Below are 25,891 nucleotides of genomic sequence, written 5' to 3' on the forward strand. Positions count from 1 at the left end.
GTCCCGAACCCCCGCCGTCACCCTCGCCACATGAACGGGACCGAAACCCCCAAAACCGACAGCGCAGGATTGACGAACGACATAGAGGCACCCCCCCGGCCTGCCGGGAGGCGGTTTCCATTCCCGGCGGCTCAGCCCTTCACGGTGAAGCCGGCCCGCAGGAGTGCGTCGTCGCGTGAGGACGGGCCGACCAGCAGCTCGAAGGCGCCGGGCTCGACGACCCGCCGGCCCGCGGCGTCCACGAGGGTGCACTCCGAGACCGGCAGTTCCAGCAGCACCACGCGCTCCTCGCCCGGGGCGAGCGTCACCTGCCGGTAGGCCTTCAGCTCCTTCTCGGCCCAGGTCACGGACGTCACGGTGTCGCTGACGTACACCTGCACCGTCTCCAGGGCCGGCCGCGCGCCGGTGTTGCGGAGGGTGACGCGCGCCCTCAGCGTGTCGTTGACCCCGACGGTCGCCGCGAGCACCTCCAGACCCGAGTACGCGACGGCCGTGTAGCTCAGACCCTCGCCGAACGCGAAGGCCGGGCGCTGGGTGAGGTCGGCGTACCGGGAGCCGTGCTGGCCGCGGACCTGGTTGTAGTACGTCGGCTGCTGGCCCGCGTGCCGGGCGAAGGAGACGGGCAGCCGGCCCGAGGGCTCGACGAGGCCCAGCAGGACCTCGGCCACCGCACGGCCGCCCTGCATGCCCGGGTTGAAGGCGTGCAGGACCGCCGCCGCGCCGAGTGCGGACGGCGGGAGCACCAGCGGTTTGGAGCTGATGACCACGACGACGAGCGGTGTGCCGGTCGCGGCGAGCGCGTCGAGCAACGCGACCTGGTCGCCGACGAGTTCCAGCGTCGCGGTCGAACGCCCCTCGCCCACCAGCTCGATACGGTCGCCCACCACGGCGACGACGTAATCGGCGGCCTCGGCCGCGGCGACGGCCTCACCGATCAGGGCCTCGGAGGGCTCCGCGGGGACGACGACGTCAGGGCGGGGCTGCCCGTCCGGGAAGAACGCCCCCTCCGGGTCGGGGCCCACGGAGAGGATCTCGGCGCCTCGCGCGTAGGTGACGTCCCAGCCGTCCGGGACGTGCTCACGGAAGCCGTCGAGCACGGTGCGGATCATGGCGCGCGGATGGCCGTCCGGCAGCCAGTCCGCCTGGCCGGAGGAGCCCGCCCAGTCGCCCAGCTGGGTCTGCGCGTCATCGGCGTTGGGCCCGATCACGGCGACCGTACGCGGGGTCTGTCCTGACCCGGCGAGGGCGCGTCCGTCCTCGCCGGCCGTGAGTCCGCCGGCCAGCGGCAGGGTGCCGTCGTTGGTGAGCAGGACCAGCGAGCGGCGGGCGGCCTCCAGATTCAGTACGGCGTGCCCGGCGCTTCCGATGACCGCGGCCTGCCGGGCGGGATCGGGGTGCCGGGGGTCCTCGAAGAGGCCCAGCTCGAACTTCAGGGTCAGGACGCGGCGTACGGCCGCGTCGATCTCCGCCTCCTCCAGGGTGCCTTCGGCTACCGCGTTCTGGGCTCCCTCGAAGAACTGCGGGGTGGTCATCACCATGTCGTTGCCCGCCCGGACGGCCGCCGCCGCGGCCTGGGTGTGGTCGGCGTAGATCTTCTGTTCCCACACCATGCGGCCGACGTTGTCCCAGTCGGTGACCAGCGTGCCGGTGTAGCCCCACTCGCCGCGCAGGACCTCGTTCAGCAGCCAGTCGTTGACCGTGATCGGCACCCCGTCCATGGACTGGTAGCCGAGCATGAACGTCCGGCAGCCCTCGCGGGCGACCCGCTCGAACGGGGGAAGGAACCAGGAGCGCAGCTTGCGCCGTGAGATGTCGGCCTCGCTCGCGTCCCGGCCGCCCTGCGTCTCGGAGTAGCCGGCGAAGTGCTTGGCGCACGCCAGGACCGCCGTGGGGTCGTCCAGGCCCTCGCCCTGGTAGCCGCGGACCATCGCCGAGGCCAGCTCGCCGATGAGGAAGGGGTCCTCACCGAAGGTCTCGCTGACCCTGCCCCAGCGCAGGTCCCGGGTGATGCAGAGCACCGGTGAGAACGTCCAGTGGACGCCGGTCGCCGCGACCTCGACAGCGGTGGCCCGGGCGACGCGCTCCACGAGCTCGGGGTCCCAGGTGGCGGCCAGACCGAGCTGCGTGGGGTAGATCGTGGCCCCCTCCCAGAAGGAGTGGCCGTGGATGCAGTCCTCCGCGATCAGCAGCGGGATACGCAGCCGGGTCCGTCCGGTGAGCGCCGCCGCCTCCCGCACGCGCTCGGGGGAGGCGTGCAGGATCGAACCCGCGTGCTGGTCCTCGATGAGGTGGCGTACCCCGTCCTTGGCGTTCAACTGGAGCATCTGGCCGGTCTTCTCGGCCAGGGTCATGCGGCCGAGGAGGTCGTCGACCCGCTCGGCGACGGGAAGCGCGGGGTCGAGGTAGGGCAGGGAGGGGGAAGGGGACACGAGGGGTCCTTTCGCGACACGGTTCGTCTTCACCATAGAGTCAATCCCGACCACCTGGTAGGTATCTGCGGGGAGTCGCAGGGAGCATCCGGTGCACCGGAGCGCGGGGGAGAGTGGAGCATGACGGCCGAGGAGCGGCGCGGCTACGCGAAGGGCCGCGCGAAGCGGCGGGAGATCCTGGACCAGGCGATGGCCCTGTTCGGTGAGGCCGGTTACCGGGGTGCGTCGCTGCGGGTGATCGCGACCCGGTGCGGCATCTCGCACACCGGTCTGCTGCACCACTTCCCGACCAAGGAGGCGCTGCTGCTCGCGGTCCTGGAGCACCGCGACGACGTGGACGACGCCTGGCTCTCGCTCGGCGGCACCACGGGCGTCGGGCGGCTGCGGCGGTTCGCCGAGCTGGCCGAGCTGAACGCCACCCGGCGCGGGATAGTCGAGCTGTTCTCGGTGGTCTCCACCGAGGCGACGGCCGCCGATCACCCTGCCCACGGATACTTCGTGCGCCGCTACGAGAACTCGGTGGCGGGTGCCCGGCTCGCCTACGAACAGGCGCGGCGGGCGGGTGCGCTGCGGGCCGGTATCGCCCCCGACGCCGCGGGCAGGCAGCTGATCGCACTGATGGACGGGCTCCAGGTGCAGTGGCTCCTGAGCGACCGTGCCACGGACATGCCCGGCGTCCTGCGGGCGCACATCCGGGCGCAGCTCACCGTGGATCTGTGAGGGCCCGCAGCACGGTCCGCTCGAGCGGCCGTCTCAGATAGTAGGAAGTCCGAGTATCTGTAGAGACAGATGGTCCCGGCTGTCCTAGCGTTGTAGGAGCCGAACGAATCGCTGATCCAGCGACCGGCGTGCGTGAGCGTGCCCCGAGCAGGCAATCCCTGCGGCATCAGCTCCCCGCCCCTGTCGGCGCCTCCGAATCCCGATCTCGGAATCCGTTCGCGCGAAGTCCCGATCTCGAAATCCACGCGATCTCAAGGAGTCGATCCCTCATGGCCGAGACCACCGTCCGCCGCGTCCGTCACGGCACCCGCTCCGCCGAGTCGGAGCGCAAGAACGCCGCCGCCGCCCTGCAGCGCGCCCTCGACCGCCGGGACAACGGCGGGTCGACGGGGCACTGAGTCACCGGAGTCGCGTCCGCATGGTGGACGCGGAATGTCATGGGGTGGGACGGACGTTAGGGTGCCCATATGTCTCGCAGCATCGATCTCGCAGTGATCCCCGGCGACGGTATCGGCCAGGAGGTCGTCACCCAGGGCCTCAAGGTTCTCAACGCTGTCCTCCCGCAGGATGTGAAGCTGGAGACCAAGGAGTACGACCTCGGCGCCCAGCGGTGGCACCGCACCGGTGAGACCCTCCCCGACGCGGAGCTGGAAGCCCTCAAGGGCCATGACGCCATCCTGCTCGGAGCCATCGGCGACCCCTCCGTGCCCTCGGGCGTGCTGGAGCGCGGACTCCTGCTGAAGCTGCGTTTCGCGTTCGACCACTTCATCAACCTGAGGCCGTCGAAGCTCTTCCCGAACACCGCCACTCCGCTGGCCGGCCGCCCCGAGATCGACTTCGTCGTCGTCCGCGAGGGGACCGAGGGCCCGTATACGGGCAACGGCGGTTCCCTGCGCACGGGCACGGAGCACGAGGTCGCCACCGAGGTCAGCGTGAACACCGCCTACGGCGTCGAGCGCGTCGTGCGTGACGCCTTCGCGCGTGCCGCGGCCCGCCCCCGCAGGAAGCTGACGCTGGTCCACAAGAACAACGTCCTCGTGCACGCCGGCCACCTGTGGAAGAACACCTTCGACAAGGTCGCGGCCGAGTTCCCCGAGGTCACCACCGACTACCTGCACGTCGACGCCGCGACGATCTTCTTCGTCACCCAGCCGGAGCGCTTCGACGTCATCGTCACCGACAACCTCTTCGGCGACATCCTCACCGACCTCGCCGCGGCCGTGAGCGGCGGCATCGGCCTGGCCGCCTCCGGCAACATCAACCCGACGGGCGCCTTCCCGTCCATGTTCGAGCCGGTGCACGGCACCGCGCCCGACATCGCGGGCCAGGGCAAGGCCGACCCGACGGCCACGATCCTCTCCGTCGCCCTCCTGCTGCGCCACCTCGGCTACGAGGCCGAGGCCGTGCGCATCGAGGAGGCCGTCTCCGCCGACCTCGCGGAGCGCGACGGGGCCGCCGCGCGTACCACCGACGAGATCGGCGACGCGCTCGCGGTACGCGTAGCGAGCTGACCCGACGACTCCACTTCGAAGCCGCCGGGTCGCAACCGCACCCGGCGGCTTCACCTTGCGGTCTCCGGGTGCCACCATCGACCCAGGACCGCGTTTCGCGTCGCGCGAGCGACCGCAGAACGTCACCGCAATCGAGTCATTTCGTGCAGAGCCGCCCCCGGGAGATAATCGAACGCGGGACCGCTGCTCGCCGTAGAGCTCGGACGTCCTACAACCTGTCCGGCAATCGCCGGACGGGAGCAGACGTGGGCGCGGTCCATCACACACAAGACCGGTGAAGGACACGCACTCATGACGACGCCCACGATCGAGCTCAAGCCCTCCTCGCACCCGCTGTCCGACGCGGAGCGTGAGGCGGCCCTGGCCAACCCCGGATTCGGCCGGCACTTCACCGACCACATGGTGACGATCAGCTGGACCGAGGGCCGGGGCTGGCACGACGCGCAGCTCGTGCCGTACGGTCCGCTGTCGCTCGACCCGGCCAACATGACGCTGCACTACGCGCAGGAGATCTTCGAGGGGCTCAAGGCCTACCGGCAGCCCGACGGCACGGTCGCCACCTTCCGTCCGGAGGCAAACGCCGCCCGCTTCCAGCGGTCAGCCGCCCGGCTCGCGATGCCGGAGCTGCCCATCGAGACCTTCATCGAGGCGTGTGACGTCCTGGTCCAGCAGGACCAGGCATGGGTCCCGCCGCACGGCGGCGAGGAGTCCCTCTACCTGCGCCCCTTCATGATCGCCGCCGAGGTGGGCCTCGGGGTCCGGCCGGCCAACGAGTACCTCTTCATCGTCATCGCCTCTCCCGCCGGCGCCTACTTCCCCGGCGGTGTGAAGCCGGTCTCGATCTGGCTCTCCCAGGACCGGGTGCGCGCCGTTCCCGGCGGCGTGGGTGACGCCAAGACCGGCGGCAACTACGCGGCCTCCCTCCTCGCCCAGGCAGAGGCGGCCGCTCAGGGCTGCGACCAGGTGGCCTACCTCGACGCCGTCGAGCACAAGTGGGTCGAGGAGCTCGGCGGCATGAACCTCTACTTCGTGTACGAGCAGGAGGACGGCGGCAAGCGGATCGTCACCCCCACCCTCACCGGCTCGCTGCTCGCCGGTATCACCCGTGACTCCCTGCTCACCGTGGCCCGTGACCTCGGTTACGCCTCCGAGGAGGGCCGCGTCTCCATCGACCAGTGGCGTGCCGACACCGAGAACGGCACCCTCACCGAGGTTTTCGCCTGCGGTACCGCCGCCGTCATCACCCCCGTCGGCACCGTGAAGTCCGCCGACGGCGAGTGGACCCAGGGTGACGGCGCCCCCGGTGAGGTCACCCTCAAGCTGCGCGAGCGCCTGCTGGACATCCAGCGCGGCATCGCCGAGGACACCCACGGCTGGATGCACGGGCTCGGCCGGTAATCCGCCGTAACTGTCGTGACCGCGAAGGCCGCGTCCCTGATCGGGGGCGCGGCCTTTGTCGTCCCCCGTGTTTGAGCACCGCTCAAAACCTGGTTAGAGTGCTGCTCCAACCAGGAGGTGCCGTGACGTGCGACTGACCCCGACCGAACGAGACCGGCTGCTGCTCTTCGGTGCGGCCGAGCTGGCCAGGGCCCGGCGCGCCCGTGGCCTGCGGCTCAACGTCCCCGAGGCGACCGCCCTGATCGCGGACACCGTCTGCGAGGCGGCCAGGGACGGGCGCAGGCTGGCCGAGGCGATCGAGGCCGCCCGTGCCGTGCTGGGGCCGGACGACGTGCTGCCGGGCGTGGCCGACGTGGTCACCGAGGTCCAGGTGGAGGCCGTCTTCGACGACGGTTCCCGGCTCGCCGTCGTCACCGGCCCCCTCGACGGCGGGACCCTCGGCGACGACGCCCCCGGCGCGCTCCTCCCCGGCCCGACGACGCCCGCACGGGAGCCCGCCCTGCGGCTCACCGTCCGTAACACCGCGACCGTCCCCGTCAGCGTGACCTCCCACTTCCACTTCTTCGAGGCCAACCCCCGGCTCGCGTTCGACCGCGCGGCGGCGTACGGCATGCGGCTGAGCGTGCCCGCCGGCTCCTCCGTCCGCTTCGGCCCGGGGGAGAGTGCCGAGGCGGCGCTCGTCCCGATCGGAGGCGACCGGATCGCCATCGGCTTCGCCGGGCTCGTCGACGGACCGCTGGACGCGCCGGGCGCCAAGGAGGAGGCGCTGCGCAGAGCGGCCGCCTGCGGGTACCTCGGAGCGGGGGAGGGCGCGTGACGGACCCGTACGAGTACGCCTCCGTGCACGGGCCGCGCGCCGGGGACCGGGTCAGGCTCGGCGACTCCGGGCTGACCGTACGCGTGGAGACCGACGCCCAGAAGCAGGGGGACGAGTTCCTCGCCGGCTTCGGCAAGACGGCCCGCGACGGCCTGCACCTCAAGGCCGCGGCGGTCCGGGAGACCTGCGACATCGTCATCAGCAACGTGCTGGTCATCGACGCCGTGCTGGGCATCCGCAAGGTCTCGGTCGGCATCCGCGAGGGCCGCATCGCCGCGATCGGGCGGGCCGGCAACCCGGACACCCTCGACGGGGTCGACGTGGTCGTCGGCACCGGTACGACCATCGTCTCCGGCGAGGGGCTCATCGCGACGGCCGGCGCGGTGGACCCCCACGTCCATCTGCTCTCCCCGCGCATCATGGAGGCTTCGCTGGCCTCCGGCGTCACCACGGTCATCGGCCAGGAGTTCGGCCCGGTCTGGGGTGTCGGCGTCAACTCCCCGTGGGCCCTGCGCCACGCCTTCAACGCCTTCGACGCCTGGCCGGTCAACATCGGCTTCCTGGGCCGGGGTTCGTCCTCCGACGAGGCGCCGCTGATCGAGGCCCTCGCCGAGGGCGGTGCCTGCGGCTTCAAGGTGCACGAGGACATGGGCGCCCACACCCGTGCCCTGGACACCGCCCTGCGGGTCGCCGAGGAGTACGACGTCCAGGTCGCCCTGCACAGCGACGGGCTGAACGAGTGCCTGTCGGTCGAGGACACCCTGAGCGTGCTCGAAGGCCGCACGATCCACGCCTTCCACATCGAGGGCTGCGGCGGGGGGCACGTGCCGAACGTGCTGAAGATGGCGGGCGTCCCGAACGTCATCGGCTCCTCCACCAACCCGACGCTCCCCTTCGGCCGCGACGCGGTCGCCGAGCACTACGGGATGATCGTCTCCGTCCACGACCTCAAGACCGGTCTCCCCGGCGACGCGGCCATGGCCCGCGACCGGATCCGCGCCGGGACCATGGGCGCCGAGGACGTGCTGCACGACCTGGGCGCCATCGGGATCACCTCCTCCGACGCCCAGGGCATGGGGAGGGCCGGTGAGACCGTGCGCCGCACCTTCGCCATGGCCGCGAAGATGAAGTCCGAGCTCGGCCCGATGGAGGGTGACGGCCCCGGTGACGACAACGCCCGGGTGCTGCGCTACATCGCCAAGCTCACGATCAACCCCGCTATCGCCCACGGCATCGCCCACGAGGTCGGCTCCATCGAGACGGGGAAGCTCGCCGACATCGTGCTCTGGCGCCCGGAGTTCTTCGGCGCGAAGCCCCAGCTGGTCCTGAAGTCCGGCTTTCCCGCGTACGGGGTCACGGGAGACCCCAACGCCGCCACCGACACCTGCGAACCCCTCGTCCTGGGACCGCAGTTCGGTGCGTACGGGGCCGCCGCCGCCGATCTCTCCGTGGCGTTCGTCGCGGAGGCCGCCACCCAGCTGGGCGCCGACCTCATGCCCACCCGCCGCCGCAGGGTCGCGGTCCGGGGCACGCGCGGCATCGGACCGGCCGACCTGCGCCTCAACTCGCGTACCGGACAGGTCGCCGTGGACGGCGACACCGGCCTGGTCACCCTCGACGGCGACCCGCTGCGCTCACCGGCCGCCGAAGCCGTCTCCCTCAACCGCCTCTACTTCCTCTGATCCCGCCAAGGACCGCTCCCATGACCTTCCGTATGCCGCCCGAATGGGCCCCGCACGAACGCACCTGGATGGCCTGGCCCGGCCCCAACCCCACCTTCACCACCGGCGCCGAACTCGACGGGGCGCGCCGGGCCTGGGCCGCCGTCGCACGGGCCGTACGCCGCTTCGAACCGGTCACGGTGATCACCGGCCCCGGCCAGGAGGACGAAGCCCGCGCCCTGCTCGGCCCCGGCATCGAGACGGCCGTACGCCCCCTCGACGACGCCTGGATGCGCGACATCGGACCCACCTTCGTCACCGACGGCCGACGGCTGGCCGCCGTGGACTGGACGTTCAACGGCTGGGGTGCCCAGGGCTGGGCCCGATGGGAGAACGACCGGCACATCGCGCGCGGTGTCGCGGAGCTGGCCGGGGTGCCCGTGCACAGCTCACCCCTGGTCAACGAGGGCGGCGCTATCCACGTGGACGGCGAGGGCACCGTGCTGCTCACCGAAACCGTCCAGCTGGGCGAGGAACGCAACCCCGGCTGGACCAGGCAGGCCGTCGAGGACGAGATCCACGCCCGCCTCGGCACCGAGAAGGCGATCTGGCTGCCGCGCGGCCTGGCCGGCGACTACGGCGACTACGGCACCCTCGGCCACGTCGACATCGTCGCCGCCTTCGCCCGCCCCGGCGTCGTCGTCGCCCACGTCCAGCCCGACCCCTCCCACCCGGACCACGCGATCACCCGGGAGACGGTCCGGATCCTGCGGGCCGCCACCGACGCCGGGGGCCGCCCGCTGGAGGTCGTGGAGATCCCCGCACCCACGGTGCTGCACGACCCGGACGGCGCCTGGGCCGACTACTCCTACATCAATCACTACCTCTGCAACGACGGTGTGATCCTCTGCGCCTTCGACGACCCGAGGGACGAGGAGGCGGCCGCCGTCCTCGGCGACCTGTTCCCGGACCGTACGGTGACACCCGTCGACGCCCGTACCATCTTTGCCGGTGGTGGAGGCATCCACTGCATCACGCAGCAACAACCCAGGATCTGAGACCGTGCCCCGAACCCCGCGCCGCCGCAACGTCGCCCCGCCCAGGGAGGACGTGCTCGCCGCCGTCATGGCCACCGTCGCCGAGCGCGGACTCGACGGCCTCACCATGGCGGGGCTGGGCCGCGAGGTGCGGATGAGCAGCGGGCACCTCCTCTACTACTTCCGCACCAAGGACGAGCTGCTGCTGCAGACCCTGGAGTGGAGCGAGGCGCGGCTCGGTGCCGAGCGCCGGGCCCTGCTCGCCGGGCCCGGCACCGCACGCGAGCGGCTCGACGCCTACATCGCGCTGTACGTCCCCGACGGCCACCGCGATCCGCACTGGACGCTCTGGCTGGAGGTCTGGAACCGCTCCCAGGACGCCGACGACGACGCCCGCGCCCGGCAGGCGGCCATCGAGGACGCCTGGCACCGCGACCTCGTGGAGCTGTTGGCCGACGGCGTCGCGCGCGGTGAGTTCCGTGCCGTCGACACGGGGCGGGCCGCGACCCGTCTGCGGGCCCTGATGGACGGGTTCAGCGTCCATGTCACCGTCGGCATCCCCGGCACCGGGCGGGCTCACGTCCTCGACCAGATGCGCGCGTACGCGGACGACACCCTCGTCCCTCCCGGGGCGGCCGTCCGTGCGACGGACGTCACGCCCGCATCCTGAGACGGGGCGGGACCCGGGGGTGCCCCTGTGCCAGACTGCGTGCGTGTCCTCGTTCGCCATGATTATCGGCAGCAGGCGCGCCGGTCCGCAGTGACCGTCCCGTATCACCACGTACGGAACGGGCATCGTGCCCCAGACCCGCGCGCAGACCTCTCGCACCCGCGAGGGGTTTTTTCGTTTTACGGCCCCCACCACGGCCGGGGCGAGGCACGCGAGAGTATGGGGGCAAGTGGAGCCGATTCGTCCGGATCCGCTCACCCGACAGGAGTCAGATCAGCATGACCACCAAGGCCACGGCCCCCGACGACACCTTCCATGTCTTCGACACCACCCTGCGCGACGGTGCGCAGCGCGAAGGCATCAACCTGACCGTCGCGGACAAGCTGACCATTGCCCGGCATCTGGACGACTTCGGCGTGGGCTTCATCGAGGGCGGCTGGCCCGGCGCCAACCCCCGCGACACCGAGTTCTTCGCCCGCGCGCAGCAGGAGATCCACTTCGAGCACGCCCAGCTCGTCGCCTTCGGCGCCACCCGCAGGGCCGGCGGCAAGGCCGCCGAGGACCCGCAGGTCCAGGCGCTCCTGGACTCGGGCGCCCCGGTCGTCACGCTGGTCGCCAAGTCCCACGACCGCCACGTGGAACTGGCCCTGCGCACCACCCTGGAGGAGAACCTGGAGATGGTCCGCGACACCGTCGCCCACCTCCGGGAACAGGGCCGACGGGTCTTCGTCGACTGCGAGCACTTCTTCGACGGCTACCGGGCCAACCCGGAGTACGCCAAGTCGGTCGCGCGCACCGCCCATGAGGCGGGCGCCGACGTCGTCATCCTCTGCGACACCAACGGCGGGATGCTGCCCGCGCAGGTCCAGGCCGTCGTCTCCACCGTCCTCGCCGACACCGGAGCCCGGCTCGGCATCCACGCCCAGGACGACACGGGCTGCGCCGTGGCCAACACCCTGGCCGCCGTCGACGCGGGCGCCACCCACGTGCAGTGCACGGCCAACGGCTACGGCGAGCGGGTCGGCAACGCCAACCTCTTCCCCGTCGTGGCCGCGCTGGAACTCAAGTACGGCAAGACCGTCCTGCACGACGGCGCGCTCGCCGACATGACCCGCATCTCCCACGCCATCGCCGAGGTCGTCAACCTCACGCCCTCCACCCACCAGCCGTACGTCGGCGTCTCCGCCTTCGCGCACAAGGCCGGACTGCACGCCTCCGCGATCAAGGTCGACCCGGACCTCTACCAGCACATCGACCCCGAGCGCGTCGGCAACACCATGCGGATGCTCGTCTCCGACATGGCAGGCCGGGCCTCCATCGAGCTCAAGGGCAAGGAGCTCGGCATCGACCTGGGGGACGACCGCGCGCTCGTCCAGCGGGTCGTCGAGCGGGTCAAGGAGCGCGAACTCGCGGGCTACACCTACGAGGCGGCCGACGCCTCCTTCGAGCTGCTGCTGCGCGCCGAGGTCGAGGGCCGGCCCCGCCGCTACTTCCGCGTCGAGTCCTGGCGGGCCATCGTCGAGAACCGCCCCGACGGCACCCACGCCAACGAGGCGACCGTGAAGCTCTGGGCCAAGGGCGAGCGGATCGTCGCCACGGCCGAGGGCAACGGCCCGGTCAACGCCCTGGACCGGGCGCTGCGAGTCGGTCTGGAGCGGATCTACCCGCAACTCGCCAAGCTGGAGCTGATCGACTACAAGGTCCGCATCCTGGAAGGCCGCACCGGCACCGAATCCACCACCCGGGTGCTGATCACCACGGGTGACGGATCCGGTGACTGGGCGACGGTCGGCGTGGCCGAGAACGTCATCGCCGCGTCCTGGCAGGCGCTGGAGGACGCGTACACCTACGGCCTGCTGCGGGCGGGCGTCGAGCCGACCGACTGACGGACCGCGCTACTGGAGCCGCCACTTCTGGTTGGCGGCTCCGGTGCACGTCCAGATCTGGACGCGGGCCCCGTTCGCGGTGGACCGGTCGGCCACGTCGAGGCACTTGTCCGCCGCCGTGTTCACCACGTCCCCCGTCGAGGCGTCGTACGTCCAGCGTTGCGCCCCGGACCCGTTGCAGGTGTACAGCTGGACCTTTGCTCCGTCGGCCGTCGAGCCCGACGTGACGTCCAGGCAGGCGCCCAGCACCTTCACGGTGCCGTCCGTTCCCACCGTCCAGCGTTGGTTGGCCGCGCCGGTGCAGTCCCAGATCTGGACGGGGGTGCCGTCGGCGCCGGTGTTCCCCGTGGCGTCCAGGCACTTGCCGCTGCCGGAGAGGGCGCCACTGCTGTCCGAGGACCCCGACTGGCTGCCTGACCAGGTGAACGTCGCCGAGGTGCGGCCGGGCAGGGAGTAGGTGAACTTCTGCCCGCCCCAGTTCACGGTGGTCTGCTGGGCCGAGGACGAACCGTTGTAGGCGATCAGGGCCTTGGAGCCGTCCGGGTTGCGCCAGGCGACGTTCGGCACGGTCGAGCTGGCAGTGGAGGCGATGCGGGCGGCGCCGGGCCGGACGTACTTCGTCAGGTGGCCCATCGTGTAGTACTCGACGGTGTAGTCGACCTGACCGTGCCTGCTGTCGCCGTTGTGCACGGTGACCAGGCCGTCGCAGGTGCCGCAGCCGCCGTTGTGGGGTCCACGGTTCTGGTCGACGGCCAGCGACCACTTGGTCACCGACTTAGCCCAGTTACGGGTGTAGTCGATGATGTTGAGCATGTCCTCACGCTGCTGGTCGGCGATCCAGGTACCGCCCGAGTGCTCGGTCTGGAAGGCGTCCAGCTCCGGGTACCGGTCGTGCACCGCCGTCTGCTTGGCGACGTCCCCGCCGTAACCGTGCCAGGCGACCCCGCCGAAGTTCGGGTGGCTGCGCACCGCGGGGTCGTCCACCGTCTCGGCGGCGTACGCGTCGTAGGTGTCCCAGTTCCAGTCGTGCGCCAGGACCTTGGTGGACAGGCCGGCCGACCGGAGCGCGGGCAGCAGCTCGCTCTTGGTGAAGTAGGCGAGGCCCGAGCCGTTCCAGCTCATGGAGGGATAGCCGGAGCAGCAGGTGGGCTCGTTCTGCGCGGTGACGTAGTCGACCGGGACGCCCTGGTCCTTCCACGCCTGGAGGTACTTGACGAAGTAGTCGGCGTACGTGCCGTAGTTCTCGGCCTTCAGCCAGCCGCCGTCGAGCCGGCCGTTGTCCTTCATCCAGGCCGGCGCCGTCCACGGGGAGGCGACCGTCGTCAGCGCGGGGTTGAGCCGCTTGGCCTGCTCGGTCAGCGGCAACACGTCCTGCAGATCGTGTGCGATCGAGAAGTTGGCGAGGCCGGGGTCCGTCTGTCCGGCCGGCATGTCGTCGTACGTGTAGCCGAAGCGGGCCAGGTCGGAGCCGCCCATGGGGTTGCGCACGAACGACAGCCCGATGCCCTCGGTGGGGGAGAAGAGCTTCTTCATCGTCTCGTCGCGGGTGGCCTGGCTGAGCGCGCCGCTGCCCTTCATCAGCCAGGCCGCGGTGTCCGTGAACGAGGCGCCGCCGCCGGTGAAGGTCTGGTAGCGGGTGTTCTCGTCGACGGTGATGTTCGTGCCGGAGCCGCCGTTGCCGGCTCCGAAGGCGATCGGGGTCTGTGGTTCGAGACCGCGGGTGACATGGCGGCCGCCGGAGTCGTCCGTGGTGGTCAGCGCGATGTTCACCGTCTCGCCTGCGGCCTGTGCGGTGCCGGAGGAGAGCCCGGCCAGTCCCGCGGTCGCGAGCGCCGTGGCGACGAGGACTCTCACCGCTCTGCTTGTCCGAATCATGGGCTGCTGCCTTTCTCGGCAGGGGCGTGGGGGAAAAGCCGTCGAACGAGCGTGAGTGAACGGGTATTACGTGTTCGCGTCAAGAGTTTCGTATGTTCAAGAGGTGAACGAAAGCTTCTCCGGGGCTAAGCCGAGCATGGGTACGGACCAATCTCGGCGTGAAGTATTGACGCCCCTGTTCCGGCGCGGTTAACTCCAGCCGCAACGCCGGTACCGGTTCCGGAACCGGTACCGAAGCCCGCTCCACCTCCTGCCCCGCCTTGTCCCTGGAGGCCCCGTTGCGTGTCACCATCGCCGATGTCGCCCGTGAGGCCGGCGTCAGCAAGACGACCGTGTCGCGGGTCCTCAACTTCAAGGGCGAGGTGGACGGTTCGACGGCCGCCCGCGTTCGGGAAGTGATCGCGGACCTAGGCTACGTACCCAGCTCGGGCGCCGTCGGGCTGGCCCGTGGCAGCAGCCGGACCGTCGGCATGCTGGTCCCCTCGCTCACCTGGCCGTGGATGGGCGAGGTGCTCCAGGGGGTCGTCGACACCGTCGAGGCGGCCGACTACGGGCTGCTGCTCTTCACCTGCAACCGGGGTGCCGAATCCGTCGAGCGCTTCACCACCCAGGTGTCGGCGCGCGCCTTCGACGGACTCGTCGTCGTGGAGCCGGAGAACACGCTCGACCAGCTCACCGCGCTCCACCGGTCCGGTCTGCCGATCGTCCTGATCGACGACAGGGGGCACCACCCGGAATTCCCCTCCGTCGTGACCACCAATCACGAAGGAGGAGCGTCCGCCGCCCGTCACCTGCGGGCCGGGGGACGCACCCGGCCGCTGGTCGTCACCGGTCCGCAGCACTTCGGCTGCGTACGTGACCGGCTCGCGGGCTTCTGTTCGGTCCTGCCCACCGAGCTGGTCGTGGACGGGGACTTCACCGAGCGTCAGGGCCGTCTCGCCGTGGAGGAACTCCTGGCGGCGGACGTCCGGTTCGACTCCGTCTTCGCCCACAACGACATCAGCGCGGCCGGGGTGTTGCGCGCGCTGAGAGCCGCCGGCCGTCGCGTACCCGACGACGTCGCGGTGGTCGGCTTCGACGACATCCCGATGGCCGAACACACCGAACCGCCGCTGACCACCGTGCGTCAGCCCGCCCGGCAGATGGGCGAGGCGGCGGCCCGGCTGCTGCTCTCCCACCTCGGCGGCACAGCCGTACCGGACGGCCCCGTCGTGCTGCCCACCGAACTGGTCGTGCGCCACTCGGCGCCGTAAGGGATCCGGCCCCGCCGGTCACCCGTCCTCATCCCCGAACCCGCCGCACCCGCACCCGGCGCGTCGAGCGCTGCCCGCACCCCGGATCTCCCAGACCCGCAGTCCTCCTGGAGTCGCCATGTCCGTACGCCGTCGTCACACCCTGAGAGCGCTCTCAGCCGCCACCGCCGTGGTCGCGCTCGCCGCCGGCTGCTCGTCCGCCAACTCGGGTGCCAACAAGGGAGGCGCCGGGGCCTCCGGCGTGCTGACCCTCGGCAAGCCGGACGGACCGCAGACGAACAACAGCAACCCGTTCCTCGCCACCTCGGCGAGCGCCACGCTGGGCTACCGGTTCATGATCTACGAGCCGCTGGCGATGACCAACCAGATCCGCCCCACCGACAAGGCGGACCCCTGGCTGGCGACGGACTGGGCCTGGGAGTCCAACTTCACCAAGGTCACCTTCACCCTCGACGAGCGGGCCAAGTGGGCCGACGGCAAGCCGCTCACCGCCGCGGACGTCGCCTTCACCTTCGAGCTGCTCAAGAAGCACCCGGCGCTCAACGGCAACGGCATCCCGTACGACGGCGTCACGGTCGAGGGGGACAAGGTCGTCCTGACCTTCAAGGAATCCCAGTTCGTCAACCAGAACAAGATCATCACGACCTTCGTCGTGCCCAAGCACGTCTGGGAGAAGGTCGAGAACCCGGAGACCTGGCCCAACCGCACCCCGGTCGGCTCCGGCCCGTACAAGCTGAAGACCTTCACCCCGCAGACCACCACCCTGACCGCCACGCCCGCCTACTGGAAGGGCGAGACGAAGGTCAAGGAGCTGCGCTACTCCGCGTACAACGACAACAGCGCGGCGACGACGGCCCTGGCGAACGGCAAGCTCGAATGGTCGTTCGTCTTCATGCCGAACTACAAGCAGCTGTACGTCGCCAAGGACCCGAAGAACCACAAGCTGTGGTTCCCCTCCGGGCTCGGCATCCACGGCCTGTGGTTCAACACCGCCCGCAAGCCCTTCGACAACCCCGCCCTGCGCAAGGCGATGGCCATGGTCATCGACCGCAAGGCGATCCACGTGCAGGCACAGGCGACCCTCTACCCGGAGATCAGCAACCCGACCGGCATCCCGCTGCCCGCCGGTGCCCCGTTCCTCGCCCCGGAGTACAAGAACGCCACCACGGCGCCCGACGTGGACGGCGCCAAGGCGCTCCTCAAGGACGCCGGGTTCCAGCTCAGCGGCGGTGTCCTGAAGGACCCGGGCGGCAAGCCGGTGGAGCTGACCTTCACCGACCCGGCCGGCTGGAACGACTACATCACCGGGCTCTCCATCATCAAGGACAACATCAAGCAGCTCGGCATCGAGGCCAAGGTCAAGACACAGACGGCCGAGGCCTGGGGCAACGACGTCGCCACCGGCAACTTCGACGCCACCCTGCACTGGACCAACAGCGGTGCCACGCCGTACGACATGTACCAGAACATCATGGACGGGGCGATCCTCCAGCCCATCGGCAAGAGCGCCCAGCTCGGCAACTTCGGCCGCTTCAAGAGCCCGGAGGCCACCGCCGCGCTCAAGGAGTACGCCAACGCCACGGACGACGCGACACGCACCGAGGCCATGAACGCCCTCCAGAAGATCATGGTCGAGCAGGCCCCCGTCGTGCCGACGGCCGCAGCGCCCATCGGCGCCGAGTACTCCACCAAGAACTGGGTGGGCTGGCCCACCGAGAAGGACCCGTACGCGGCCCCGCAGCACACCCAGCCCGACGCGCTGGAAGTCGTGCTGAACCTGAAGCCCGCCAAGTAAGCACGGGGAAGAACCGTCCATGACCACCGAACAGTCCGCAGACGCGCCCACCGAGAACGACGTGGTGCTCGAAGCACGCGGAGTCACCAAGCACTTCCCCGTACGGCGCACCGCGGGCGACCTCCTCGCCCGCAGACGCCGCACCGTCCACGCCGTCGACGACGTGTCGCTGAAGCTCAGGCGCGGCACCGTCACGGCCCTGGTGGGGGAGTCGGGCTCCGGGAAGTCCACCGTCGCACGGCTGCTCGCCCAGCTGTACCCGCTCACCGAGGGTGAGATACACCTGGGCGGTGCGGCGGTCAAGGCCGGGCGTGGCCGGTCCTTCCGCAGGTACGTCAAACAGGTCCAACTGATCTTCCAGGACCCCTTCGCCTCGCTCAACCCGGTGCACACCGTGCGCTACCACCTGACCCGGGCGCTCAAGATCCACGACCGGGCGGGCAACGGCGAAGCGGACCTGGAGAAGAACCTGACCGCTCTGCTCGAACGCGTCCAGCTGACTCCTCCTCATCAGTTCCTGGACAAGTTCCCGCACGAGCTGTCGGGAGGGCAGCGCCAGCGCGTCGCGATAGCGCGCGCGCTCGGCGCCGACCCTCAGGTGCTGCTGGCCGACGAGCCGGTGTCGATGCTGGACGTGTCGATCCGGCTCGGCGTCCTCAACCTGCTCCGGGACCTCAAGGAGCGCCTGCACCTCGCGATCCTCTACATCACCCACGACATCGCGTCCGCCCGCTACTTCGCGGACACGACCCTGGTGATGTACGCGGGCCGGATCGTCGAGGGCGGTGACAGCGAGACCGTCACCCAGCACCCCGCCCACCCCTACACCCAGCTCCTGATCGCCTCCGCGCCCGACCCCGACCGGGTGGCGGACGAGGAGGCGCAGGAGGAGACCGGAAGCGGCGAGCCGCCCTCGCTGATCGCCCCGCCGGACGGCTGCCGCTTCCACCCCCGCTGCCCGAAGGCCATGGAGCGCTGCCGCACCGAACTGCCACCGCGCTTCGACCTGGCGGACGGCCAGTGGGCCGCGTGCTGGCTGTACGACGGCACCACCGCCGAGGGAGCAGCGAAGTGAAGTACGTCCTCCAGAGGCTGGCCTTCTACGCGGTGACCGCCTGGGCCGCCATCACCATCAACTTCCTGATCCCACGCCTGATGCCGGGCGACCCGGTCGAGGCCCTGATGAGCCGCTACCAGGGGCAGCTCGACACCACCGCCATCGCCTCGCTGAAGGCGCTGTTCGGGCTCGACGAGGACCAGTCCGTCTGGTCGCAGTACACCGACTACTGGTCCCACCTGCTCGACGGCGACCTCGGACTGTCCTTCACCTTCTTCCCGACCCCGGTCAGCGAGGTGATCTCCTCCTCACTGCCCTGGACGCTCGCACTGGTCGGCATCACCACCCTGATCAGCTTCCTGCTCGGCACGGGCATCGGCGTCTACAGCGGCTGGCGGCGCGGCTCCTGGCTGGACGGGCTGCTGCCGGTGACCACCTTCATCTCGGCCATCCCGTACTTCTGGCTCGGTCTCATCGCCATCGCGCTGTTCGCGGTGAAGTGGCAGGTCTTCCCGGCCGCCGGAGGGTACGACAACTCGCTGGTCCCCGCCTTCGACTGGCCGTTCATCTCCAGCGCGCTCTACCACGGGGTGCTCCCCGGGGTGACGATCGTGCTGAGCGCCATCGCCGGCTGGATCCTCGGCATGCGGAACATGATGGTGACCGTCTCCTCCGAGGACTACGTCATGGTGGCGCAGGCCAAGGGGCTGTCCGAGCGCCGCGTGATGTTCTCGTACGCCGCCCGCAACGCCGTCCTGCCCAACATCTCGGGCTTCGCCCTCTCGCTGGGCTTCATCGTCGGCGGCACCCTGCTGGTCGAGATGGTCTTCTCCTACCCGGGCATCGGCTTCCAGCTGTTCCAGGCCGTCGGAGCGAAGGACTACCCGCTGATGCAGGGCGTCTTCCTGATCATCACGCTCTCCGTGCTCGCCGCAAACCTGCTGGCCGACATGGCGTACGCCCTCCTCGACCCCCGCACCCGCAAGGAGGCCTAGTGGGCCTCTCTTCCCGGACGGGCCGGGCTCGCGCGGTCCGGCACGCACACCCGCGGCGTTGTCGTCAGTCCTCGACGCTCCGCGTTGCCTCCCTCCTCCGCCTTGCGGCTGCACGCACCAGACCGCGCTCCCTGTTCCGGCCTGCCCCGGAAGAGAGGCCCTGATGTCCGTCACCACCACCACCGACCTCGTCGTCACGGACGCCGCTCCCCCCGCCGCGTCCCGGGCCAGACTCCGCTTCCTGCGCGGCGGGAAGACCCGCGCCGGGCTGCTGATCCTCGCGTTCTTCGTCGTCCTCGCCGTGGCGGGCCCCTGGCTCGCCCCGTACGACCCGGACGCGATGAGCGACCAGCTGCTGCAACCGCCGTCCGCCGAGCACTGGTTCGGTACGACGCAGACCGGGCAGGACGTCCTCTCGCAGATCCTGGTCGGCACCCGAGGAGTCCTGCTCGTCGGCTTCCTCGCCGGCATCCTGGCGACGGCGCTGTCGGTGCTCATCGGGGTCAGCGCGGGATTCCTCGGCGGAGCCGCCGACGAGATCCTCTCGATGCTCTCCAACGTCTTCCTCGTCATCCCGGGCCTGCCGCTGATCATCATCATCGCGAGCTTCGTCGAGGACACCGGCGACCTGCTGATCGCCGCCGTCATCGCCCTCACCTCCTGGGCCTGGGGAGCGCGGGTCCTGCGTGCCCAGACGCTGTCGCTCCGGCGCCGCGACTACGTGGAGGCGGCGCGGGCCACCGGCGAGTCCACCTGGCGGATCATCCTCTTCGAGGTCCTGCCGAACCTCACCGCAGTCATCGCGTCCGGCTTCGTCGGCACCGTGATCTTCGCGGTCCTCTCCGAAATCACCCTCGCCTTCATCGGCGTCGCCGACATCTCCCACTGGAACTGGGGCACCGTGCTCTTCTGGGCCCAGTCCAACCAGGCCCTCGCCCAGGGCGCCTGGTGGTGGTTCGTCCCCGCCGGGCTGTGCATCGCGCTGCTGGGCACCGCCCTCTCTCTCATCAACTTCGGCATCGACGAGTTCGTCAACCCGCGCCTGCGCACCGCGACGGGCGCGTCCCGGAAGGTCCGGATGCGGGTCGGCTTCACCCCTGTGGCCCGCACCGCGCCGGCCCCCTCACGGGACGCCGCACCCGAGTCGCACGGAACGCCCAGCAAGGAGCCCCGCTCATGACCGCCGAGCCGATCCTCACCGTCAGCGGCCTGAACGTCGACTACGGCACCGGCGCGAGCGGCGTCCGCGCGCTGCGGGACATCGATCTGACCCTGCACCGCGGTGAAGTCCTCGGCCTGGCCGGCGAGTCGGGTTCGGGCAAGTCCACGCTCGCGTACGCCGTCACCCGGTTGCTCTCCCCGCCCGGGGTGATCACCGGCGGGGACGTCCACTACCACCGGCCGGGCGGAGAGTCCGTCGACATCCTCTCCCTCACCCCGGACCAGCTGCGCGCCTTCCGCTGGCAGGAGCTGTCGATCGTCTTCCAGGGCGCGATGAACTCGCTGAACCCGGTGCATACCGTCCACAGCCAGCTCACCGACGTGCTCACCGCGCACCGCCCCGGCATGCGGGCCGCCGAGCGCACCGCACGGGCCGAGGAACTGCTCCACCTCGTCGGCATCTCCGCCGACCGGCTCGCCGCCTACCCGCACCAGCTCTCCGGCGGCATGCGCCAGCGCGTGATGATCGCGATGGCGCTCGCCCTGGAACCCGAGATCGTCATCATGGACGAACCCACCACGGCACTCGACGTGGTGATGCAGCGTCAGATCCTGCGCAAGCTGGTGGAGCTGCGGGAACGCCTCTCCTTCTCCGTCGTGTTCATCACCCATGACATCTCACTGCTGATCGAGTTCTCCGACCGGATCGCGATCATGTACGGCGGGCGGATCGTGGAGCAGGCGGGCTCCGCCGAGATCTACCGCGACCCCCGCCACCCCTACAGCGAGGGCCTCCTGCACTCCTTCCCCGCGCTGCACGGCCCCCGCCGCGAACTCACCGGCATCCCCGGCTCGCCCCCGCACCTGTCCGCGATGCCCGCCGGCTGCGCCTTCCACCCCCGTTGCGGCAAGGCCTTCGAGCCGTGCGACCGGCGGGTGCCGGTCCTCGCCCCGCCGGAGACCGGCCAGGACCGCGAGGTCGCCTGCTGGCTGCACCACTGACCGACCGCACCGCCGCCCACCACCCCGCAGCAGAACCGGAGTTACGGAGAACCATGAATCCCCTCACGCCCCGCGGCAGCCTGCAGCCCACCGCCGTCCAGGGACTCCCTGCCGACTTCCGCTGGGGCGTCGCCACCTCCTCGTACCAGATCGAGGGCGCCGCCGCCGAGGACGGGCGCACCCCGTCGATCTGGGACACCTACTGCCGTGTGCCGGGCGCCGTGCACAACGCGGAGCACGGCGACGTGGCCTGCGACCACTACCACCGGATGCCCGAGGACGTGGAGCTGATCGCGGGCCTCGGCGTCGACACGTACCGCTTCTCGCTGGCCTGGCCGCGCATCCAGCCGGGCGGCCGGGGGCCCGCCAACGCCAAGGGCCTCGACTTCTACAAGCGGCTGGTCGACGAGCTCCTGGCCAGGGACGTCACCCCGTGGATCACCCTCTACCACTGGGACCTCCCGCAGGAGCTGGAGGACGCGGGCGGCTGGCCGGCCCGCGACACCGCCCTGCGCTTCGCCGAGTACGCCATGCTCGCCCACGAGGCGCTCGGCGACCGGGTCGAGCACTGGACGACCCTGAACGAGCCGTGGTGCTCGGCGATGCTCGGCTACGCCTACGGGGCGCACGCCCCCGGCCGCACCGACCTGGGCGACGCCATGGGCGCGGTGCACCACCTGCTCCTGGGCCACGGCCTCGCCGCCCGGCAGATGCGCGAGGCGGCGGGGAGCAACCCCCTGGAACTCGGCATCACCCTCAACCTCGGCACCGCCACCCCGGAGACCAACAGCGAGGCCGACCGAGAGGCCTGCCGCCGCGCAGACGGCATGGGCACCCGCCTCTACCTCGATCCGATCGTCCACGGCCGCTACCCGCAGGACGTCGTCGACGACCTCGCGGCGCAGCACATCGAGCTGCCGGTCCAGGAAGGCGACCTGGCGGCGATCGCCACCCCCCTCGACGTGCTCGGCGTCAACTTCTACCGGGGCGCCCTGTTCTCCGGCGTCACCGAGGACGGCTCCCCGACGGGCGCCGACGGCTTCCCCGTCGTCCGGGGGGTGGAGCGCGACCTGCCCAGGACCGCCATGGACTGGGAGATCACCCCCACCGAGCTCACCGATCTGCTGGTGCGGCTCCAGCGTGACTACGCGCTGCCGACCGTCATCACCGAGAACGGCGCGGCCTTCGACGACACCGTCGCCGCCGACGGCTCGGTGCCCGACGCCGACCGCACCGCCTATCTCGCCGACCACATCGCCGCCGTCTCCGAGGCCCGCGGGCAGGGCGCCGACGTCCGGGGCTACTTCGCCTGGTCGCTGATGGACAACTTCGAGTGGGCCTACGGCTACGACAAGCGGTTCGGCATCGTCCGCGTCGACTACGACACGCAGGTGCGGACGCTCAAGGACAGCGCCAAGTGGTACCGCGACACGATCCGCCTCACCCGGGACGCCCACACCGGCTGATCTCCCCCTGCCGAACCACCACCGGAGCAGAGAAGAGTCCTCCATGCCCCGCACACCTCACGCCCGCGCCCGCCACCGGGCGAGACCGGTGACCGCCGCACTCGCCGCAGCCACGGTCCTCGCCTCCCTGCTCGCCGGGGCCGTCCCCAGCGCGGCGGCCGACGGCGACGAGCCCGCGCCCGTCCTCGTCGACCGCTTCGAGGGCGAGGTCCCCCTCGGTAACCCGCCCGCCGACGCCCTGTTCACCTGGGGCGGTGACGCCGACGACCACCCCGCTCTGGAGTTGAAGGAGCGGGCCGACGCCCCGGAAGGCGCCCAGGTCCTCCAGGGCACCTACGACATCAGCGCCTACGGCGGGCTCAGCCACGAGTTCGCCGTGGACCAGCCCCCGAAGGACTGGACGGCGCACCAGGGCATCCGCTTCTGGTGGTACGGCCAGAACACCGCGCCCCTGCCGCCCGGTTCGGGGAAGCGGATCAACTTCGAGATCAAGGACGGTGGCGCGAACGGCGGTGCCTCCGAGCTGTGGACCACCTCCTTCACCGACGACTGGGAGGGCTGGCACCAGGTCGAGATCCCCTTCGCGGACTTCGTCTACCGGGCCGACTACCAGCCCGTCGGCGGCATCGACCAGGTCCTCGGCCTGAACGAGATGTGGGGCTACGCCCTCACCCTGCCGACCGGTGCCCCCGGCTCCTTCGCCATGGACGCCGTCGAGCTGTACGGGAAGGCCGACCCGGCCCTGAAGTCGAGCGTCGTCGTCGGCTCGGCCGTGCACCCGGTCACGGAGGGCGCCACCGCGGACATCGAGATCTCCGTCGCCACCACGGGCTCCCTCCCCATCGAGGAGCCCGTCACCGTCGCGTACGCCACGAAGGGCGGCAGCGCCGGCGCGGACCAGGACTACACCCCGGTCACCGGCACGCACACCTTCCCCGCGGGCACCGCCTCCGGCACCACGCACACCGTCTCCGTGGCCACCGCCGAGGACGAGGGCGCCGAGTCGGCGGAGACGATCCCGTTGGAACTCACCGTCACCGGGGCGAAGGCGCCCAAGGAGAACCCGCAGGTCGTCATCGACGCCCACGGGCTGCCGTACCAGAACGCGAAGCTCCCGGTGAGGAAGCGCGTCGCAGACCTCCTGGCGCGGATGTCCCCGGCCGAGAAGGCCGGCCAGATGACCCAGGCCGAGCGCAACGCACTGAGGTCGCAGGGCGACATCGCCACGTACGACCTCGGCTCGCTGCTCTCCGGCGGCGGTTCCGTACCCACCCCGAACACGCCCGAGGCCTGGGCGAAGATGACCGACGCCTACCAGCTGCGCGCGCAGGCGACCCGCTTCCAGATCCCGCTGATCTACGGCGCGGACGCGGTGCACGGCCACAACAACGTGATCGGCGCGACGATCATGCCGCACAACATCGGCATCGGCGCCGGCCGCGACCCGAAGCTCGCCGGGAAGACGGGCGCCGTCACCGCGAGCGAGGTGCGCGCCACCGGCATCCCATGGGACTTCGCCCCCTGCGTGTGCGTCACCCGTGACGAGCGCTGGGGCCGTTCCTACGAGGCGTACGGCGAGGACCCGGCCCTGGTCGAGGCCATGGAGACGGTCATCACCGGCATGCAGGGCAGCCCGTCCGGCAAGGACCTCGACCGGAACGACAAGGTGCTGGCCAGCGCCAAGCACTTCGTCGGCGACGGCGGCACGGAGTTCGGCTCGTCCACCACCGGCTCGTACACCATCGACCAGGGCGTCACGAAGGTCACCCGCGAGGAGCTCGAAGCGGTCCACCTCTCGCCGTTCGCCGAGTCCGTGAAGCGGGGCGTCGGCACGGTCATGCCGTCGTACTCCTCGCTGGACGTCCTCGGCGACGACGCGGGCCCGGTGAAGATGCACGCCCACGCCGAGATGATCAACGGCGTGCTCAAGGACCGGATGGGCTTCGAGGGCTTCGTCATCAGCGACTGGCAGGCCATCGACCAGATCCCCGGTGACTACGCGAGCGACGTCCGCACCTCGGTCAACGCCGGCCTCGACATGATCATGGTCCCGACCGCGTACCAGGACTTCACGAGGACGCTCCAGGACGAGGTCACCGCGGGCCGGATCAGCCGGTCGCGCATCGACGACGCCGTCTCCCGGATCCTGACCCAGAAGTTCCGCCTCGGCCTCTTCGAGAAGCCGTACGCCGACACGTCGAACCTCGACGAGGTCGGCTCCGCCGGACACCGCGCGGTCGCCCGCGAGGCAGCCGCGAAGTCCCAGGTCCTGCTGAAGAACGACGGCGCGGTGCTCCCGCTGAAGCCGTCGCAGAAGGTGTACGTCGCCGGATCGAACGCGGACGACCTGGGCAACCAGGCCGGCGGCTGGACCGTCAGCTGGCAGGGCGCCTCCGGTGCCACCACCCCGGGCACGACGATCCTGAAGGCCATCGGGAAGAACACCTCCTCGACCACCTTCTCCCAGGACGCCACCGCCCCCACCGACGGGTACGACGTCGGAGTCGTGGTCGTCGGCGAGAAGCCGTACGCCGAAGGCATCGGGGACGTCGGCAACGGCCACGACCTGGAGCTCACCGACGCCGACAAGAAGGCCGTCGACACGGTCTGCGCGGCCATGGAGTGCGCGGTCCTCGTCGTCTCGGGCCGACCCCAGCTCCTCGGCGACCGCCTCGGCGACATCGACGCCCTGGTCGCCTCCTGGCTGCCGGGCACCGAGGGTGACGGCGTCGCCGACGTCCTCTACGGCAAGCGGGCCTTCACCGGGCAGCTCCCGGTGACCTGGCCGAAGTCCGAGGCGCAGCTACCGGTCAACGTCGGCGACACGGCGTACGACCCGCAGTTCCCGTACGGCTGGGGACTGACCACCCTGCGCAAGGCCCCGGCGGGCGGCGAAGCCACCCTCTCCGGCCTCGCAGTCGCCGCCCGGCTCGCGGAGCGGGCGGGCCTCGGGAAGACCGCTGCGGGCAAGGAGATCGTGGACCGGGCGAGGCTCCTGGTCCAGCAGGAGACCGGTGGGAGGCTGACCGAGGCGGTGTCGAAGCCGTTCGCGGACGCCGATCACCTGCTGCTCACCGGCGACCTCACCGGAGCGGTGGCCGAACTGCGCACGGCATACCGCGCCGTGTAGCAGGCAGCTGTGCGGCGGGCAGCCGTGT

General features: G+C 70.8%; 19 protein-coding genes. 17 read left to right on the forward strand and 2 right to left on the reverse strand.

The window, feature by feature from the left end; genetic code table 11:
* Nucleotides 1-131 precede the first annotated feature (131 nt).
* On the reverse strand, nucleotides 132-2,429 hold the full coding sequence (locus ABT001_RS12880; protein ID WP_502967464.1) for an exo-beta-d-1,3/1,6-glucosidase: 2,298 nt from the start codon (nucleotides 2,427-2,429) through the stop codon (nucleotides 132-134).
* 120 nt (nucleotides 2,430-2,549) lie between these two features.
* Here ABT001_RS12880 and ABT001_RS12885 point away from each other — a divergent pair, with 120 nt between their 5' ends.
* From ABT001_RS12885 to cimA, 9 genes are all read left to right on the forward strand, one after another.
* On the forward strand, nucleotides 2,550-3,149 hold the full coding sequence (locus ABT001_RS12885; RefSeq protein ID WP_351276034.1) for a TetR/AcrR family transcriptional regulator: 600 nt from the start codon (nucleotides 2,550-2,552) through the stop codon (nucleotides 3,147-3,149).
* A gap of 269 nt (nucleotides 3,150-3,418) precedes the next feature.
* Entirely contained in the window at nucleotides 3,419-3,547 is a 129-nt protein-coding gene (locus ABT001_RS12890; protein ID WP_351276036.1) for a hypothetical protein, read from the forward strand.
* A 69-nt stretch (nucleotides 3,548-3,616) separates the two neighbouring features.
* Nucleotides 3,617-4,660 carry a 3-isopropylmalate dehydrogenase gene (locus tag ABT001_RS12895; RefSeq protein ID WP_351276038.1) on the forward strand — a complete coding sequence of 348 codons (1,044 nt, stop codon included), beginning with the start codon at nucleotides 3,617-3,619 and terminating at the stop codon, nucleotides 4,658-4,660.
* Between the two features lie 291 nt (nucleotides 4,661-4,951).
* Nucleotides 4,952-6,058, forward strand: coding sequence for a branched-chain amino acid aminotransferase (locus ABT001_RS12900; protein WP_351276040.1), 1,107 nt, complete (start codon nucleotides 4,952-4,954; stop codon nucleotides 6,056-6,058).
* Nucleotides 6,059-6,185: 127 nt separating this feature from the next.
* On the forward strand, nucleotides 6,186-6,875 hold the full coding sequence (gene ureA, locus ABT001_RS12905; RefSeq protein ID WP_351276042.1) for an urease subunit gamma: 690 nt from the start codon (nucleotides 6,186-6,188) through the stop codon (nucleotides 6,873-6,875).
* A complete protein-coding gene (locus ABT001_RS12910; RefSeq protein WP_502967467.1) occupies nucleotides 6,842-8,557 on the forward strand; it encodes an urease subunit alpha in 1,716 nt (571 codons plus the stop codon). Before ureA ends, ABT001_RS12910 begins: the two co-directional genes overlap by 34 nt.
* Nucleotides 8,558-8,577: 20 nt before the next feature.
* Nucleotides 8,578-9,594: an agmatine deiminase family protein gene (locus ABT001_RS12915; RefSeq protein WP_351276046.1), complete on the forward strand. Its 1,017-nt coding sequence runs from the start codon at nucleotides 8,578-8,580 to the stop codon at nucleotides 9,592-9,594.
* A 4-nt stretch (nucleotides 9,595-9,598) separates the two neighbouring features.
* Complete coding sequence (locus tag ABT001_RS12920) at nucleotides 9,599-10,243, forward strand: TetR/AcrR family transcriptional regulator (protein WP_351276048.1); 645 nt, start codon at nucleotides 9,599-9,601, stop codon at nucleotides 10,241-10,243.
* A gap of 278 nt (nucleotides 10,244-10,521) precedes the next feature.
* On the forward strand, nucleotides 10,522-12,129 hold the full coding sequence (cimA, locus tag ABT001_RS12925; RefSeq protein WP_351276050.1) for a citramalate synthase: 1,608 nt from the start codon (nucleotides 10,522-10,524) through the stop codon (nucleotides 12,127-12,129).
* Between the two features lie 9 nt (nucleotides 12,130-12,138).
* Here cimA and ABT001_RS12930 read toward each other — a convergent pair whose 3' ends face one another.
* Nucleotides 12,139-14,004 carry a ricin-type beta-trefoil lectin domain protein gene (locus tag ABT001_RS12930; RefSeq protein ID WP_351276052.1) on the reverse strand — a complete coding sequence of 622 codons (1,866 nt, stop codon included), beginning with the start codon at nucleotides 14,002-14,004 and terminating at the stop codon, nucleotides 12,139-12,141.
* 278 nt (nucleotides 14,005-14,282) lie between these two features.
* Between ABT001_RS12930 and ABT001_RS12935 the strand changes: the two genes are divergently transcribed.
* From ABT001_RS12935 to ABT001_RS12970, 8 genes are all read left to right on the forward strand, one after another.
* Complete coding sequence (locus ABT001_RS12935; protein WP_351276054.1) at nucleotides 14,283-15,257, forward strand: LacI family DNA-binding transcriptional regulator; 975 nt, start codon at nucleotides 14,283-14,285, stop codon at nucleotides 15,255-15,257.
* Nucleotides 15,258-15,375: 118 nt separating this feature from the next.
* Nucleotides 15,376-17,052 carry an ABC transporter substrate-binding protein gene (locus tag ABT001_RS12940; protein WP_351276056.1) on the forward strand — a complete coding sequence of 559 codons (1,677 nt, stop codon included), beginning with the start codon at nucleotides 15,376-15,378 and terminating at the stop codon, nucleotides 17,050-17,052.
* 19 nt (nucleotides 17,053-17,071) lie between these two features.
* On the forward strand, nucleotides 17,072-18,127 hold the full coding sequence (locus ABT001_RS12945; protein WP_351276058.1) for an ABC transporter ATP-binding protein: 1,056 nt from the start codon (nucleotides 17,072-17,074) through the stop codon (nucleotides 18,125-18,127).
* Nucleotides 18,124-19,104 carry an ABC transporter permease gene (locus tag ABT001_RS12950; protein WP_351276060.1) on the forward strand — a complete coding sequence of 327 codons (981 nt, stop codon included), beginning with the start codon at nucleotides 18,124-18,126 and terminating at the stop codon, nucleotides 19,102-19,104. The genes ABT001_RS12945 and ABT001_RS12950 overlap by 4 nt, the downstream gene beginning before the upstream one ends.
* Nucleotides 19,105-19,267: 163 nt before the next feature.
* Nucleotides 19,268-20,284 (forward strand): ABC transporter permease, encoded by a 1,017-nt coding sequence (locus ABT001_RS12955; protein WP_351276062.1) that lies wholly within the window; start codon nucleotides 19,268-19,270, stop codon nucleotides 20,282-20,284.
* Nucleotides 20,281-21,267, forward strand: a complete 987-nt coding sequence (locus ABT001_RS12960; protein WP_351276064.1) for an ABC transporter ATP-binding protein — start codon at nucleotides 20,281-20,283, stop codon at nucleotides 21,265-21,267. Before ABT001_RS12955 ends, ABT001_RS12960 begins: the two co-directional genes overlap by 4 nt.
* Before the next feature lie 53 nt (nucleotides 21,268-21,320).
* Nucleotides 21,321-22,733, forward strand: coding sequence for a GH1 family beta-glucosidase (locus ABT001_RS12965; protein WP_351276066.1), 1,413 nt, complete (start codon nucleotides 21,321-21,323; stop codon nucleotides 22,731-22,733).
* Between the two features lie 43 nt (nucleotides 22,734-22,776).
* Nucleotides 22,777-25,863, forward strand: a complete 3,087-nt coding sequence (locus ABT001_RS12970) for a glycoside hydrolase family 3 N-terminal domain-containing protein (RefSeq protein ID WP_351276068.1) — start codon at nucleotides 22,777-22,779, stop codon at nucleotides 25,861-25,863.
* Nucleotides 25,864-25,891: the final 28 nt, after the last annotated feature.

It is taken from the genome of Streptomyces sp. NPDC002793 (assembly GCF_040295485.1).
Taxonomy (GTDB): Bacteria; Actinomycetota; Actinomycetes; order Streptomycetales; family Streptomycetaceae; genus Streptomyces.

Coding starts and splice junctions, on each gene's coding strand:
- ABT001_RS12885 (WP_351276034.1), top strand. CDS start 2,550: ATGACGGCCGAGGAGCGGCGCGGCTACGCGAAGGGCCGCGCGAAGCGG.
- ABT001_RS12890 (WP_351276036.1), top strand. CDS start 3,419: ATGGCCGAGACCACCGTCCGCCGCGTCCGTCACGGCACCCGCTCCGCC.
- ABT001_RS12895 (WP_351276038.1), top strand. CDS start 3,617: ATGTCTCGCAGCATCGATCTCGCAGTGATCCCCGGCGACGGTATCGGC.
- ABT001_RS12900 (WP_351276040.1), top strand. CDS start 4,952: ATGACGACGCCCACGATCGAGCTCAAGCCCTCCTCGCACCCGCTGTCC.
- ABT001_RS12915 (WP_351276046.1), top strand. CDS start 8,578: ATGACCTTCCGTATGCCGCCCGAATGGGCCCCGCACGAACGCACCTGG.
- cimA (WP_351276050.1), top strand. CDS start 10,522: ATGACCACCAAGGCCACGGCCCCCGACGACACCTTCCATGTCTTCGAC.
- ABT001_RS12930 (WP_351276052.1), bottom strand. CDS start 14,004: ATGATTCGGACAAGCAGAGCGGTGAGAGTCCTCGTCGCCACGGCGCTC.
- ABT001_RS12940 (WP_351276056.1), top strand. CDS start 15,376: ATGTCCGTACGCCGTCGTCACACCCTGAGAGCGCTCTCAGCCGCCACC.
- ABT001_RS12945 (WP_351276058.1), top strand. CDS start 17,072: ATGACCACCGAACAGTCCGCAGACGCGCCCACCGAGAACGACGTGGTG.
- ABT001_RS12955 (WP_351276062.1), top strand. CDS start 19,268: ATGTCCGTCACCACCACCACCGACCTCGTCGTCACGGACGCCGCTCCC.
- ABT001_RS12960 (WP_351276064.1), top strand. CDS start 20,281: ATGACCGCCGAGCCGATCCTCACCGTCAGCGGCCTGAACGTCGACTAC.
- ABT001_RS12965 (WP_351276066.1), top strand. CDS start 21,321: ATGAATCCCCTCACGCCCCGCGGCAGCCTGCAGCCCACCGCCGTCCAG.
- ABT001_RS12970 (WP_351276068.1), top strand. CDS start 22,777: ATGCCCCGCACACCTCACGCCCGCGCCCGCCACCGGGCGAGACCGGTG.